This window comes from Streptomyces sp. NPDC107471 (assembly GCF_055582845.1).
Window position 1 is genome coordinate 208,935 of sequence record NZ_JBVJPC010000001.1, and the last position, 14,752, is coordinate 223,686.

A 14,752-nucleotide genomic window follows, 5' to 3' on the forward strand; every position below is an offset into this window, starting at 1 on the left:
GGCCCATGTCAGCCATCGACTGGGTCAACGGCCTCATGGACACCCTGGGCGCCCCCGGCGCCGGGGTGGCCATCGCCCTGGAGAACCTGTTCCCGCCCATCCCGAGCGAGGCGATCCTGCCGCTCGCGGGTTTCGCGGCGAGCACCGGCAGGCTGAGCCTGGTCGCCGTGCTGCTGTGGACGACGGCGGGCTCGGTGGTCGGCGCCCTCGCGCTCTACGGCGTCGGCGCCCTCCTCGGCCGGGACCGCACGGTGGCACTCGCGGCCCGGCTGCCGCTCGTCAAGGCCGCCGACATCGAACGCACCGAGGCCTGGTTCCTGCGGCACGGCACCAAGGCGGTGTTCTTCGGCCGCATGATCCCGGTCTTCCGCAGCCTCGTCTCGGTCCCGGCCGGCGTCGAACGCATGCCGCTGCCGGTGTTCCTGGCCCTGACCACCCTCGGCAGCGCCCTGTGGAACACGGCGTTCGTCCTCGCGGGCCACGCCCTGGGCGCCAACTGGACCCAGGTCACCGACATGGTGTCCGCGTACTCGAAGGTCGTCCTCGGGGCCGCCGCGCTCGCGGTCGTGGCGTTCGTCGCCGTACGACTGCTGCGGCGGCCCTCGTCTACTGAGGCGTCCGAGCCGTCCTGAGCAGCTCCCGCAGGATCCGCTCCCCCGCCAGCACTCCCCGCTCGGGCAGCGCGCTGATCGCCGGAGCGGCCCAGTTCTCGTCCGCGAGCTCCCCGTGCCCCGGCCGCCAGCCCCGGTCGGCCGCGAGCAGCAGGTCGGCGTCGAGCAGGGAGTCGCCCGCGGCCAGCGTCAGGGCGGCCCCGGTACGCCGGACCACCTCGCGCACGGCCGCGCTCTTGGTGAGCGGCTTGGGGACGGCGTAGATCTTGCGGCCCTGGAGGGAGACCGTCCAGCCGCGGGGCTCGGCCCACACCGCGAGCTCCTTCACCCAGTCCTCGGGCAGCAGTTCGCGCTCGACGACGAGGTAGGCGAAGAGGTCCTCGGCGATGCGGTGCTTGCGCACCCACAGCGGGTCGGCCGTCGCCTGGAGGTGTGCGGTGATCTCGGCCAGCGGGGCGCACTCGTCGGCCAGACGGGCCATGACCTGGGCGTGCCAGTCGAGGTCGGTGACGCCGTCGACCAGGAGGTGGCCGCCGTTCGCGCAGATCGCGTAGGCGGGCGGCGGACCCGGCAGGTTGATGCGCTGGTACTGCTTGCGGGTGCGGGTCGTCGTCGGCACGAAGACCGCCGCGTCCCCGAGCTCGCTGAGCAGCCCGGCCGCGGTCTCCGTCAGGTACGACAGCGGCCTGCTCTCGTGCACCTCGACGCAGAGCAGCCGGGGCGCCCGCGCGTCCGGCATGGTCAGCGCGAGGGCGGCGGCGGAGTAGATGAGGGTGCGGTCGAGGTCGCTCGCGACCAGCACCGGAGCCTGGGAGGGCATCAGACCGACACCGCCCGGCCGTCGGCACCCGTCGCACCCCGGGTGTACCTGGGGTGGATCAACCCCACACAGGTGTAGGGGAGTTCGGCGACCTCTTCCACCGGGACACCTCTCTGCTCGGCCAACAGGCGTACGTGGTCCAGGTCCGCGCCGGCGCCCGCCCGGGCCAGGATCTTCCAGGGCACCCGGCGCAGCAGCACCCGGGTGGTCTCGCCGACACCCGGCTTGACGAGGTTGACGTCGTGGATGCCGTACTCCTCACTGATACGTTCGACGGCGGCCCAGCCCTCCCAGGTGGGCTCGCGGTCCGCGGCCAGCAGGTCCTTCACGGTGGCGTCAACGGCGTCCACCACCTCGGGGAAACGGGCGGCGACGGCGTCCAGGAAGTCCACCGACACGTCGGCGCCCGCGAGTTCGCGATAGAACTTCGCACCGTGGAAGTCGTCCGGGCCGACCAGGTCCGCGCGCAGGACCGTGCGCGAGATCAGGCCCGACACCGTGGAGTTGAGACAGGCGGACGGGATCAGGAAGTCCTCACGGGTGCCGTACGTCCGCACGCACGAGCCCGGGTCGGCGAGGACGGCGATCTCCGGGTCGAAGCCCGCCGGGCCGCCCTCGGCCTCGAACTTCCGTACCGCTTCCGCCAGTTCGCGGGTGATGGCGCCCTTGCCGGTCCAGCCGTCGACGAAGACGACGTCGGCGGGGTCGTGGTGGGCGGCCAGCCAGCGCAGGGCGTTGGCGTCGATGCCGCGGCCGCGGACGATCGAGACGGCGTAGTGCGGCAGGTCGAGACCGTGGCGGAACTGGGCCCAGCGGCGCATCAGGACGCCCACGGGGGTGCCGGCGCGGGCCAGGGAGACGAGGACGGGCCGGGGCGAGCGCTCCTGGAGCACGATCTCGGTGACCGCGCCGACGGCCTGGGCGAGCCGCGCGGAGGACTCCGCGAGGGCGGTGCGGAACAGCTCCTGGTACTGGTCGCTCGGCTGGTACTCCACCGGCAGCGACTCCGCGTAGTGCGCGCCGCCGCTCTGGATGGCCTCCTCGCGCTCCTCGGTCGGCGCCTCCAGCGTGACGTCCGAGAGGTCCTGGAGCAGCCAGCCGACGTCCTCCGGGGCGTACGAGGAGAAGGCGGGGCCGCGGAGGGGCTCGGGGAGCATGGAGGGCCTTTCGGGGGTGTAGCTGGGGACGACGGCGAGGACGACCTGCCGGGTGTGCGCGGCGAGTTGGGCCAGGAGGCCGTCGGGGGCGTTCAGTTCGGGGGTGTCGGCGGCCGAGTCGATCACGGCGACGATCGCGTCGAAGCCGGCGCCGGCGACGTTGTAGGCGTAGCGGTCGCCGGGGCCGTCGGCCGGGTTGTCGTGGGCCGGGAAGGTCAGGCGGGTGCGGATGGCGTAGCCCGGGTCGTCCACGGCCAGCACCGGGGAGCGGGTGGTGGTGGAGAAGGTCACCTCGACGCCTTCGGCGACCTGTTCCAGCTCGCGGGCGAGTCGCAGGGGGGCGTACATCAGCTCTTCGAAGCCGAGGATGTGCACGCGGTGCGCGTCTTGCGGGAGGGCTTCTGCCAGGCGGGCGGCCATCGCGGGGAGTTCGGATTCGAGGCGTATTCGGTGTTGCGGGGTGAATCCGTGGCGGCCTCCGTCGGGGAGGTCTCGGGGCCAGGAAAGGTCCACACGGTTGTATGCCGGCTGCGGGCCGGTGGGGGCTTGTCGCGCGGTTCCCCGCGCCCCTGGGTGGGAATCCTCGAACCTCGCTACAAGGTCCTGCCCCTTCTCCAGGACCCCCTCTGGCAGTTTCACCGTGCCCGATGCCGCTGCCACCAGGTCCACCCTCGCGCCCATCTCCCGCGCGAAAGCCTCCAGCCGCCCCGCGTCCGCCTCCGACCGCATGTCCACCAGGGCGACCACGACGTACCGGTCCCGTGGATACCGCTCGTGCAGGTCCCTGATCGTGTTCAGGACCGTGTTGCCCGTCGAGAACTCGTCGTCGACCAGGACCAGGGGGCCGTCGCCGGCCAGCAGGGCGGGGTCCTCGGGCAGCAGGAGGTGGCTCGTGGCGTGGGAGTGGGACTCCTCGAAGCCGCCCGCGGAGGCCACGCCGGGGACCGGACGGCGGGTGGAGTGCAGGTAGGGGGCGAGGGCGAGGCCGTCGGCGACGGAGTGGCCGAGGCCGGTCGCGGTCTCCGCGTAGCCGAGGACGACCGCGCGGGCCGCCTCCTCGTCGCCCAGCAGGTCGCGGACCCTGCGGCCCAGGGCGAGGCCGTGGCCGTAGACCACCGACGGCGACTGCGGGACGTGCTTGCCCAGCACGTTGGAGACCAGCAGGTGGGCCCGCTTGGGGTTGCGGCGCAGGGCCAGCCCCAGCAGGTCGGTCAGCCGGCCGTCGCCCACGAGTTCGACGCCGAGCCGGTCGGCGACCCATGTCCCCGACCAGACCCGGTCGTTCACTGCCTTGTTCATGCGTCCCTTGGTGTCCACGAATGATCAGCCGGAGATTCCGGCGGCGAGCAGCTCCACGAAGCCGATGTCCTCGTTGGCCACCCCGAAGACCTCGGCGCGCAGCAGGGTGCGCTCGGCCCAGGCGCGGTGCGGCTTCACTTCGTTCATCTTGTTCGTGTACTGCGACCTCAGCACCCCGCCACCGCCCCGCTCGGGCCGCAGGATGTCCTGCGCGTCGCTGAACTCCTCGTGGCTGACCACGGACAGCGCGTGCACGGGCAGCACGTGGGAGGGGTGGATGCAGGTCTTGCCGAGCAGGCCGTTGGCCTGGTCGAGGGTGATCTCGCGCAGCAGGCCGTCCATGGCGTGCTCGATGAGCGCCTCGCGCAGCTCGTCGGCCTGGCCCTCCAGGAAGGGGCTGCGGCGGAGCTGCGGCTTGAACATGCGCTCCTGGACCCGGAAGTACTCCCAGACCGGCCCGGTCACGGTGAACCCGGTGCCGTCGGCGCGGCCCAGCATGTTCACCACGTCGGCGATGACCGAGGCGACGATCTGGACGTCCCAGGCGGTCATGTCGGGGGCGCGGCGCAGGCCGTAGGAGGAGCAGAAGTCGGTGACGCCGAGGCGGAGCGCGAGGACCCGGTCGCGGTACTTGTCGACCGCGCGGGCGATGCCCTCCAGGGTCTCTACGCGCGTCTCCCGGTAGAGCAGCTCAGGCGACTCCAGCACCGGCATGGCGAACAGCCGGTGACCGCTCGCGGCCTCGGCGCCGGAGAGGGCCTCCAGGAAGGGTATGCCGCGCTCCTCGGTGAACTTCGGCAGCACGAATCCGGCCAGCAGCCGCACCGCGGGACCGAGCCGTCGTACGAGGTCGGGGATCTGCTGCGGGGCGCGGACCCGGATGAACAGCAGCGGGGGGTCCGTCAGCCGTTGCGCGAGGTCGGTGAACTGCCGGACGAGGTTCTCCTCGCCCTCGGCGACGTCGTCGTCACCGATCGAGTCTTCCAGGCACAGCACCATCGAGACCACGCCGCGTCCGGTCTGCTTGACGATGTCGTCGGCGAGCCGCGGCCGCGTGGCCGGACTGTAGAGCGTGGCGCCCAGCGCCGCGGAGAGCAGCCGGGCCGGGGAGCCCGAGGTGAACTCGCAGGGCTCCTGGTGGAAGAGGCGCTGACGCACCTCAGGGGCGATGTGCCCGAAATGACGCATATGACTCCCCCGTGGTAGCTGTGACGCCTGTGAAGGGTTCACAGGTGGCCGGTAATAGTACGTAGGTACCCATGTCCGAGGTTCCCACCGGGCATGAATTTCAGGTAACGCAGACAAACACCGTCATGTCGACACCGGTACGACATGAACCGGCAATCCCCACCCCCCGCATTGTCGTGACCAGGACCGAGAAGGCAGGATGACCGCATGACGCACGCCATGCTGAAGGGGTCGAACGTCCCGCTGGAAGCCACCACGGTACGCGCCGTGCTGCGCTGGGCTCCCGGGCAGGGGGTCCCGGTCGTCGACGCCTCGGCGCTCCTCCTCGGCCCCGACGGTCGTGTGCGGTCCGACGAGGACTTCGTCTTCTACAACCAGCCCCGGCACCCCTCCGGGAAGGTCTGGCTCCTCGGCAAGAAGCGGCTGGCCGAGGGTCCCACCGACACGATCCAGACAGATCTCTCCGGTGTCGAGCCCGACGTCAGCCAGATTCTCCTGGTCGCGTCGGTCGACGACACCTCGGTGGAGGAGGCCACGTTCGGCCGCGTGCAGGGCCTGTGCATCCTGCTGTACGACACCTCGGTCGCCGACGGCGAGCCGCTGGTCTCCTTCGACATCAAGCCGGAGACCGGTCAGGAGACGGCCCTGATCTGCGGCGAGCTGTACCGCCGCGGCGAGGGCTGGAAGTTCCGCGCCCTGGGCGAGGGCTACGCGGAGGGCCTCCAGGGCCTGGCCACGGACTACGGCATCGTGGTGGACGAGTCCGACGCCGCCGAGACCCCGCCCCAGCCGGAGCCCGCGTCCTTCCCGCTGCCCCCGGAGCAGCCGCCGGCCCAGTCGGCCACCTCGGTCCCCACCCAGGCCGCCTACGGCTACCCGCAGCCCGCGACCCCGGCGACGGCGCCCGTGGCGGCGGCCTCCGGCTACGGCTACCCGCCCCCGGTGGCCACGGTCCCGGCCGCCACGGAGTTCCGGATGCCTCCGCAGGGCCCCCAGTTCATCGGCCGGTAGCCGCGCTCAGCGGTCCGCCTTCGCCTTGTAGCCCCGCCCCCACTGGAGCCCCCAGCCGTACAACCGGTCCAGCTCGCCCTGGAAGCCGTACACGAACTGCACCTCGCGGCGCACGACGAGTTCGTCCTTGACGTTCTCGATCATCACCACCGCGCAGGACCGGGCCTGGGGGTGCCGCTCGTCGAGGCCTATCTCGATCCGCGGGCCGTTGCTCGGGTACAGCGTCACGATGGCGTGCGTACGGTCGAACGCCGGGGTCTGGTCGTAGATGTACACGAAGACCAGCAGCCGCTTGATCTGGTCCTTGTGGTCGAGGTTGACGTACATCGTCTCGCCGGACGCCGACCCGAACCGGTCGTCCCCGCTGAGCTTCACGTACGGCGGGGCGTTGACGTCCCCCAGCAGGCCGCCCAAAGGCTGTACGACGCCCTTGGTGCCGTCGACCAGTTCGTACAGGCACCCGAGGTCGAGGTCGACGTTGACCATGCTCTGGCTGTGCCCCATGACCTCCGGCGGCTTGAGCGCCTTGAAGGGGTGCCGCAGCAGCGACTCCCGCTGGGAGCCCCCGATGTCGGACGTCCGCATCCGCCAGGTCAGGTTGATGCGGAGGTTCCCGGTCGCCGCGCCCTGTTTGGTGAGCGAGACCCGGTTGTGCCGCTTGGTCAGTTCGATCGCGTTGCTGGCCGCGCTGCCCGAGTCGAAGTCGACCTCGCGGCCGCCTCGGAGTCCGTCCAAGAAGCCCATTCCCGCCCCCCACTGTTCACTTCGGAGAAAACCGGCGGGGCGGCCGGAGGCCGGCCGCCCCGCTCAGAGCGTTCCTCACCAGGAAGGGTGTCACACCCCGGACGAGACCTCAGTCTTCTCGTCCGAGCCCGCGGCTTTTCCCTCGGCGGCCGCCAGCGCCTTGTTGCGGCGCACCGACGACCAGAAGGACCAGCCGATCAGGATCACGCCGACCAGGCCGGTGATGATCTCGTTGATCTCGTGCTGGATGGTGACCATGAGGATCACCGCGAGGGCGCCGATCGCGTAGTGGGCGCCGTGCTCCAGGTAGACGTAGTCGTCGAGGGTGCCCTGGCGGACCAGGTACACGGTCAGCGACCGGACGTACATCGCGCCGATACCCAGGCCGAGCGCCATCAGGACGATGTCGTTGGTGATGGCGAACGCGCCGATGACCCCGTCGAAGGAGAACGAGGCGTCCAGGACCTCCAGGTACAGGAACATGAAGAACGCCGCCTTGCCGGCCATGGCCACGGCCGACTTGGGCTTGCCCTCGCGTTCGGCGCGCTCCTCCTCCTCGTGCTCGCGTTCCTCGTCCTCCTCGAGCTTGTCCTCGAAGTAGCCGGAGAGGCCGCCGACCACCATGTAGGTGATCAGACCCGCGATGCCCGAGATCAGGACCGTCTGCGCCTTGTCGACGTGCGCGCCACCGTGCTGGTGGGCGTGGGTCGCGAAGGTGAAGGCCGTGATCAGCAGGACGACCAGGGCGATGCAGACCGACAGCATGTCGACCTTGCCGAGCTTGGCCAGCGGCCGCTCGATCCAGCGCAGCCACTGGATGTCCCGGTCCTCGAAGATGAAGTCCAGGAAGATCATCAGCAGGAACATGCCACCGAACGCGGCGATCGCCGGGTGCGCGTCGGTGACCAGCTCCTGGTAGTGGTCCTTGTTGTTGAGCGCGAGGTCGACCGCCTCGATCGGCCCCATCTTGGCGCTGATCGCGACGATGACGACGGGGAAGACCAGCCGCATGCCGAAGACGGCGATCAGGACGCCGATCGTGAGGAAGATCTTCTGCCAGAAGGCGTTCATCTTCTTCAGGATTCCGGCGTTGACCACCGCGTTGTCGAACGACAGGGAGATCTCGAGGATGGAGAGGATCGCCACGATTCCGAAGGCCTCCCACCCCCCGTAGAGGACCGCAGCGACCAGGCCGAGCGCGGTGACCGCGAACGACCAGCCGAAGGTTTTGAGAACCACTGGCTACCCAATCCGTACGTGTACGGGATTCCCCCGTGCCGCACTCGGCTTTACGAAACTTTGAAGCGAAGTGTAGTCGGGCACCCTCGAAGCCCCACCCGGCCCCGGGTTTTGCTCATATCGCGTTACGAGACGTTGACCCCGAAGTCGAGGGCGATGCCCCGCAGCCCCGACGCGTACCCCTGTCCCACCGCCCGGAACTTCCACTCGCCCTGGTAGCGGTAGAGCTCGCCGAAGATCATGGCGGTCTCGGTGGAGGCGTCCTCGGAGAGGTCGTAGCGGGCCAGTTCCTGGCCGTCGGCCTGGTTGACCACACGGATGAAGGCGTTGCTGACCTGGCCGAAGGTCTGGCCGCGGTTGTCGGCGTCATGGATCGACACCGGGAAGACGATCTTGTCGCACCGGTCCGGCACCTGGGAGAGGTCGATCAGCAGCGACTCGTCGTCGCCCTCGCCCTCACCGGTGAGGTTGTCGCCGGTGTGCTCGACCGAGCCCTCCGGGCTCTTGAGCTGGTTGTAGAAGACGAAGTACTCGTCACCCAGGACTCGCCCGCTGCTGCACATCAGGGCGCTGGCGTCGAGGTCGAAGTCGGCTCCGGTGGTGGAGCGCGCGTCCCAGCCGAGTCCGACCATCACCTGGGTGAGGTTGGGGGCGGCCTTGGACAGGGAGACGTTCCCTCCCTTGGCGAGCGTGACGCCCATGTGCTGTTCCCTCCCCGAGAGTGTGCTTCCGTGCTGTACCTGCGCGTCCGGCGCCGCACGTAAACGGTGCGGCGCCGGACGGGGGACCAGGAGTGGTCCTAGACGTTGACGCCGAAGTCCTGGGCGATGCCGCGCAGGCCCGAGGCGTAGCCCTGGCCGATGGCGCGGAACTTCCACTCGGCGCCGTTGCGGTAGAGCTCGCCGAAGACCATGGCGGTCTCGGTGGACGCGTCCTCGGAGAGGTCGTAGCGGGCGATCTCGGCGCCGCCCGCCTGGTTCACGACGCGGATGAACGCGTTGCGCACCTGGCCGAAGGACTGCTGGCGGTTCTCGGCGTCGTAGATCGAGACCGGGAAGACGATCTTGTCGACGTCGGCCGGGACGTTGGCCAGGTCGACCTTGATCTGCTCGTCGTCGCCCTCGCCCTCACCGGTGAGGTTGTCGCCGGTGTGCTCGACCGAGCCGTCGGCGCTCTTGAGGTTGTTGAAGAAGACGAAGTTCGCGTCACTGGCGACCTTGCCGGCCGCGTTCAGCAGCAGCGCGCTCGCGTCCAGGTCGAAGTCCGTGCCGGTCGTGGTGCGGACGTCCCACCCCAGACCGACGATGACCGCGGTCAGGCCCGGGGCCTCCTTGGTCAGCGATACGTTGCCGCCCTTGCTGAGGCTGACTCCCACGAGTCCTCCATTTGGTGTCCGGGGGCCGGGAGCCCCGCCGTGCGTGATGTCGGATGCCGGATCAACGATTCGATCCTAGTGACGGGTTCCCGGAGCACGCAGTCCTTGGAGGCGAACAATCACAGGGTGTCGAGCGCCTTCACGTACTCGGTGAGGTCGCGGGCGTCCGGGAGGGCGTTGACGACGGTCCAGCGGACCACGCCCTCCTGGTCGATGACGAAGGTGCCGCGCACCGCGCAGCCCTTGTCCTCGGCGAAGACGCCGTAGGCGCGGGAGACCTCGCCGTGCGGCCAGAAGTCGCTGAGCAGCGGGTACTCCAGGCCCTCCTGCTCGGCGAAGACGCGCAGGGTGTGGATGGAGTCGTTGGAGACGGCGAGGAGCTGGGTGTCACGGTCCGTGAACTGCGGCAGGTTGTCCCGCAGCTCGCACAGCTCGCCGGTGCACACGCCGGTGAAGGCGAAGGGGTAGAAGAGCAGCACGACGTTCTGGCTGCCGCGGAAGTCGGACAGCCGCACGGTCCGGCCGTGGTTGTCCCTGAGCTCGAAGTCGGGGGCCTTTGCGCCGACCTGGATCGCCATCGCGTGGGTGTCCCTTCGGGGGCTGTTCGAGTGACGCGTCCACCCTACGCAGCGACCACCGCGGGAAAGCGGACGGGCCGGTCTCGCCGGCCCGTCCGGTCCTACCGGGTCACTTCTTGGACTTGGCCGCCTTGGGCGTCACCAGCCGGCTGCCACTCCAGTCCTTGCCCACGCTGACGCTCTTGGAGGCGGACAGGCCTGCCGTCGTCGCGGCTTCGGAGATGTCGCTCGGCTCCACGTAGCCGTCCCGGCCGGTCTTCGGCGTCAGCAACAGGATCGAGCCGCCCTCCTCGATGTACGTGGTGGCGTCCACCAGTACATCGGTCAGGTCGCCGTCCTCGTCACGGAACCAGAGCACCACGGCATCGGCGACGTCGTCGTAATCCTCGTCCACAAGGTCGCTGCCGATGACTTGCTCGATGGCCTCGCGGAGTTCCTGGTCTACGTCGTCGTCGTAGCCGATCTCCTGGACCACCTGCTCGGGCTGGAACCCCAGCCTCACGGCAGGGCTCGTCTCCGCGTGGTCCGCGGTCGCGCTCACGGGTTGCCTCCTGATCTTGGTCTTTGGGTATCTCTCAGCCACGCGCGTGCGCGAAGCATTGGCCGTAGTCCACACGGGCGGGGCGGATCGCGCAAGTACCCGGCGTTTCAGACCGCCGAAACGGTGACGTTCCGGAACGTGTCACCCCAACTCCAGGCACATCATCGCGGTCACGTCGTGACGCATGCCACACCTTTCTGCCCTCTTTGCGTGTTTGGGAACCATACCCGGGTAGAGGGCCCTGGGTTACCCCGGAGTAGAGATGACGTTTGGCCCCCCGAGGTACACGATGGGGAGCGGTGCAGACATACAGAAATACGGCCCTCTGACAGGTAAGGAACAGCGTGGCTTCCGGATCCGATCGCAACCCGATCATCATTGGCGGCCTTCCGAGTCAGGTTCCTGACTTCGATCCCGAGGAAACCCAGGAGTGGCTCGACTCCCTCGACGCCGCCGTGGACGAGCGCGGCCGGCAGCGGGCCCGCTATCTGATGCTGCGGCTCATCGAGCGGGCCCGCGAGAAGCGCGTGGCCGTGCCCGAGATGCGCAGCACGGACTACGTGAACACGATCCCGACCGGGGCCGAACCGTTCTTCCCGGGCAACGAGGAGATCGAGCGCAAGATCCTGAACGCCACCCGGTGGAACGCGGCCGTGATGGTCTCGCGCGCCCAGCGTCCCGGGATCGGCGTCGGCGGCCACATCGCCACCTTCGCCTCCTCCGCGTCCCTCTACGACGTCGGCTTCAACCACTTCTTCCGCGGCAAGGACGAGGGCGACGGCGGCGACCAGGTCTTCTTCCAGGGCCACGCCTCCCCCGGCATCTACGCGCGCGCGTTCCTGCTCGACCGCCTCAGCGAGGACAACCTCGACGCGTTCCGCCAGGAGAAGTCGAAGGCGCCGCACGGGCTGTCCTCGTACCCGCACCCGCGGCTGATGCCGGACTTCTGGGAGTTCCCGACCGTGTCGATGGGCCTCGGCCCGATCGGCGCGATCTACCAGGCGCGGATGAACCGCTACATGCACGCGCGCGGGATCGCCGACACGAGCAAGTCCCATGTGTGGGCGTTCCTCGGCGACGGCGAGATGGACGAGCCCGAGTCGCTCGGCCAGCTCACCATCGCCGCGCGCGAGGGCCTGGACAACCTGACCTTCGTCGTCAACTGCAACCTCCAGCGCCTCGACGGCCCGGTGCGCGGCAACGGCAAGGTCATCCAGGAGCTGGAGTCGGTCTTCCGCGGCGCCGGCTGGAACGTCATCAAGCTGATCTGGGACCGCACCTGGGACCCGCTGCTCGCGCAGGACCGCGACGGCATCCTCGTCAACCGGATGAACACCACCCCGGACGGCCAGTTCCAGACCTACGCCACCGAGTCCGGCGCGTACATCCGCGACCACTTCTTCGGCGACGACCAGCGGCTGCGCGCCATGGTCGAGAACATGACCGACGACCAGATCCTGCACCTGGGCCGCGGCGGTCACGACCACAAGAAGATCTACGCGGCCTTCAAGGCGGCCGTGGAGCACACCGGCCAGCCGACGGTCATCCTCGCCAAGACCGTCAAGGGCTGGACGCTGGGCCCGAACTTCGAGGGCCGCAACGCCACGCACCAGATGAAGAAGCTGACGGTCGACGACCTCAAGGGCTTCCGCGACCGGCTGCACCTGCCGATCTCCGACAAGGAGCTGGAGTCGGGCGCACCGCCCTACTACCACCCGGGGCGGGACTCGGAGGAGATCCAGTACATGCACGACCGCCGGCTGGGTCTCGGCGGTTACGTCCCGACGCGTGTCGTGCGCGCCGAGCCGCTCGCGCTGCCGGACGACAAGACGTACGCGACCGTGAAGAAGGGTTCCGGGCAGCAGTCGATCGCCACCACCATGGCCTTCGTGCGACTGCTCAAGGACCTCATGCGGGACAAGGAGCTCGGCAAGCGGTTCGTTCTGATCGCGCCGGACGAGTACCGCACCTTCGGCATGGACTCGTTCTTCCCGAGTGCGAAGATCTACAACCCGCTCGGCCAGCAGTACGAGTCGGTCGACCGGGAGCTGCTGCTCGCGTACAAGGAGTCCCCGACGGGCCAGATGCTGCACGACGGCATCTCGGAGGCGGGCTGCACGGCCTCGCTGATCGCCGCGGGTTCGGCGTACGCGACGCACGGCGAGCCGCTGATCCCGGTCTACGTCTTCTACTCGATGTTCGGTTTCCAGCGCACCGGCGACCAGTTCTGGCAGATGTCGGACCAGCTCGCGCGCGGTTTCGTCCTGGGCGCGACCGCGGGCCGTACGACCCTGACCGGTGAGGGGCTCCAGCACGCGGACGGCCACTCGCAGTTGCTCGCCTCGACCAACCCGGGGTGTGTGGCGTACGACCCGGCGTTCGGGTTCGAGATCGCGCACATCGTGCAGGACGGTCTGCGGCGGATGTACGGGCCGGACAGCGAGGACGTCTTCTACTACCTCACCGTCTACAACGAGCCCATCCAGCACCCGGCCGAGCCGGAGAACGTCGACGCCGAGGGCATCCTCAAGGGCGTCTACCGCTTCTCCGAGGGCACCGCGGGGTCGATCCCGGCGCAGATCATGGCGTCCGGTGTGGCCGTGCCGTGGGCGGTCGAGGCGCAGAGGATCCTCGCGGAGGAGTGGGATGTCAAGGCGGACGTCTGGTCGGCGACCTCCTGGAACGAACTGCGGCGCGAGGCCGTGGCCTGCGAGGAGTACAACCTGCTGCACCCGGAGGAGGAGCAGCGGGTGCCGTACGTGACGCGGAAGCTGGCCGGCGCGCAGGGACCGTTCGTGGCCGTGTCCGACTGGATGCGGGCGGTGCCGGACCAGATCGCGCGGTGGGTGCCGGGCACGTACCAGTCGCTGGGCGCCGACGGGTTCGGCTTCGCGGACACCCGGGGTGCGGCGCGGCGGTTCTTCCACATCGACGCGCAGTCGATCGTGGTGGGCGTGCTGACGGAACTGGCGCGGGAGGGCAAGGTGGACCGTTCGGTGCTGAAGCAGGCCATCGACCGGTACCAGTTGCTGGACGTCTCCGCGGCGGACCCGGGGGCCGCGGGCGGCGACGCGTAGCCGCGCCGCCGGACGGAACGGCACGAGGGCGGTGGAGCCGGCGCTCCGCCGCCCTTAGCCGTTTCACCGTTTCTCTACGATGCGGGCATGAAGGAACAGTCGGCGCAGGTCCGTTGGGAACAGCACACCCAGCGGCCCCTTCTGGCGCTCGCGGTGCTGTTCGCCGTCGCCTATGCCGTGCCGATCGTGGACACCTCGGCGGGACGGTCGATGACGGCGGTGTGCACGGTGGTCGAATGGGTGGTGTGGGGGGTCTTCGCCGTCGACTACCTGATGCGGCTGTCGCTCTCGCGGGACCGTCGCGGGTTCGTACGGCAGCACTGGCTGGACCTGTGCGCGGTCGTGCTGCCCCTGTTGCAGCCCCTGCGGCTGCTGCGGCTGGTCTCCACGCTGCTGCTGGTGGGGCGACGGGCGCGGATGGCCTCGCAGATCAGGGTGACGACGTACGTCGGCGGGGCGGTCGTCGGGCTGCTGATGTTCGGCTCGCTGGCCGTGCTCTCGGTGGAGCGGGACTCCCCGAACGGGAACATCCGGACGCTGGGTGACGCGGTCTGGTGGTCCTTCACGACCATGACGACCGTCGGCTACGGCGACCACGCCCCGACGACCGGTCTGGGCCGCATGATCGCGGTGGGCCTGATGCTCTCCGGCATCGCCCTCCTCGGTGTCGTCACCGCGAACATCGCCGCCTGGTTCATCGAACGCTTCGAGAAGGACGACGTGGAGGAACGCCAGCAGACGGAGGCGATCAGGGCCCTGACAGAGGAAGTACGGGCCCTACGAGCCGAGATCGAGGCCCTGCGCAGGACATCCGTCGGGGGTTGAGGGGGACTTCGTCCCCGGCGGCACCGACTCAGACGGTCACCCCGCTACAGAGAACCCCTGACGCATGCCCGGAACCTCGGGCAAGGGGCATGGGCGGCCCACGGCGAGCAAGCCACAGGGGCCACGCATCATGACCGACACGGAGAAGCCCACGACCGAGGGTCGCGCACCGGGTGAGGCGATCCGGCCCGGTCCGTGACCACGTGCAGTCCCGGAGTTCCTCAGACCGTCGGCGGGCATGGGGCGGGCCCCCGGTCGTCCCACCGGGGGCCCTTCCCTCACGCGCC

The 14,752-nt window shown here is 69.5% G+C and carries 13 protein-coding genes; 4 read left to right on the forward strand and 9 right to left on the reverse strand.

Annotated features, from left to right (window positions below; translation table 11 throughout):
• Positions 1-5 precede the first annotated feature (5 nt).
• On the forward strand, positions 6-632 hold the full coding sequence (locus tag ACZ66S_RS00965) for a DedA family protein (protein WP_469898733.1): 627 nt from the start codon (positions 6-8) through the stop codon (positions 630-632).
• Here ACZ66S_RS00965 and ACZ66S_RS00970 read toward each other — a convergent pair.
• From ACZ66S_RS00970 to ACZ66S_RS00980, 3 genes are read right to left on the reverse strand one after another with little or no spacing between them, the layout of a single operon-like run.
• Positions 607-1,431 (reverse strand): HAD family hydrolase, encoded by an 825-nt coding sequence (locus ACZ66S_RS00970; protein WP_469898734.1) that lies wholly within the window; start codon positions 1,429-1,431, stop codon positions 607-609. The genes ACZ66S_RS00965 and ACZ66S_RS00970 overlap by 26 nt on opposite strands.
• Complete coding sequence (locus ACZ66S_RS00975) at positions 1,431-3,887, reverse strand: phosphoribosyltransferase domain-containing protein (protein WP_469898736.1); 2,457 nt, start codon at positions 3,885-3,887, stop codon at positions 1,431-1,433. The genes ACZ66S_RS00970 and ACZ66S_RS00975 overlap by 1 nt, the downstream gene beginning before the upstream one ends.
• A 24-nt stretch (positions 3,888-3,911) precedes the next feature.
• Positions 3,912-5,075, reverse strand: coding sequence for an HpcH/HpaI aldolase/citrate lyase family protein (locus ACZ66S_RS00980; protein ID WP_469898737.1), 1,164 nt, complete (start codon positions 5,073-5,075; stop codon positions 3,912-3,914).
• Between the two features lie 207 nt (positions 5,076-5,282).
• Here ACZ66S_RS00980 and ACZ66S_RS00985 point away from each other — a divergent pair, with 207 nt between their 5' ends.
• Positions 5,283-6,086, forward strand: a complete 804-nt coding sequence (locus tag ACZ66S_RS00985; RefSeq protein WP_469898738.1) for a TerD family protein — start codon at positions 5,283-5,285, stop codon at positions 6,084-6,086.
• A gap of 6 nt (positions 6,087-6,092) precedes the next feature.
• Here the strand turns inward: ACZ66S_RS00985 and ACZ66S_RS00990 are convergent, their stop codons facing one another.
• The 6 genes from ACZ66S_RS00990 to ACZ66S_RS01015 form a co-directional block, all read right to left on the reverse strand.
• Positions 6,093-6,830, reverse strand: coding sequence for a TerD family protein (locus ACZ66S_RS00990; protein WP_469898739.1), 738 nt, complete (start codon positions 6,828-6,830; stop codon positions 6,093-6,095).
• A gap of 90 nt (positions 6,831-6,920) precedes the next feature.
• Entirely contained in the window at positions 6,921-8,069 is a 1,149-nt protein-coding gene (locus ACZ66S_RS00995) for a DUF475 domain-containing protein (protein ID WP_469898740.1), read from the reverse strand.
• 125 nt (positions 8,070-8,194) lie between these two features.
• Positions 8,195-8,770 carry a TerD family protein gene (locus ACZ66S_RS01000; protein WP_469898742.1) on the reverse strand — a complete coding sequence of 192 codons (576 nt, stop codon included), beginning with the start codon at positions 8,768-8,770 and terminating at the stop codon, positions 8,195-8,197.
• 98 nt (positions 8,771-8,868) lie between these two features.
• On the reverse strand, positions 8,869-9,444 hold the full coding sequence (locus ACZ66S_RS01005; RefSeq protein ID WP_053850726.1) for a TerD family protein: 576 nt from the start codon (positions 9,442-9,444) through the stop codon (positions 8,869-8,871).
• 119 nt (positions 9,445-9,563) lie between these two features.
• Positions 9,564-10,022 carry a peroxiredoxin gene (locus ACZ66S_RS01010; RefSeq protein WP_469898743.1) on the reverse strand — a complete coding sequence of 153 codons (459 nt, stop codon included), beginning with the start codon at positions 10,020-10,022 and terminating at the stop codon, positions 9,564-9,566.
• Between the two features lie 109 nt (positions 10,023-10,131).
• A complete protein-coding gene (locus ACZ66S_RS01015) occupies positions 10,132-10,563 on the reverse strand; it encodes a DUF3052 domain-containing protein (protein WP_020116104.1) in 432 nt (143 codons plus the stop codon).
• A 344-nt stretch (positions 10,564-10,907) separates the two neighbouring features.
• Here ACZ66S_RS01015 and aceE point away from each other — a divergent pair, with 344 nt between their 5' ends.
• Positions 10,908-13,640, forward strand: coding sequence for a pyruvate dehydrogenase (acetyl-transferring), homodimeric type (aceE, locus tag ACZ66S_RS01020; RefSeq protein ID WP_469898744.1), 2,733 nt, complete (start codon positions 10,908-10,910; stop codon positions 13,638-13,640).
• Positions 13,641-13,727: 87 nt separating this feature from the next.
• Positions 13,728-14,465 (forward strand): potassium channel family protein, encoded by a 738-nt coding sequence (locus ACZ66S_RS01025; RefSeq protein ID WP_469898746.1) that lies wholly within the window; start codon positions 13,728-13,730, stop codon positions 14,463-14,465.
• The last annotated feature ends 287 nt before the right edge of the window (positions 14,466-14,752 follow it).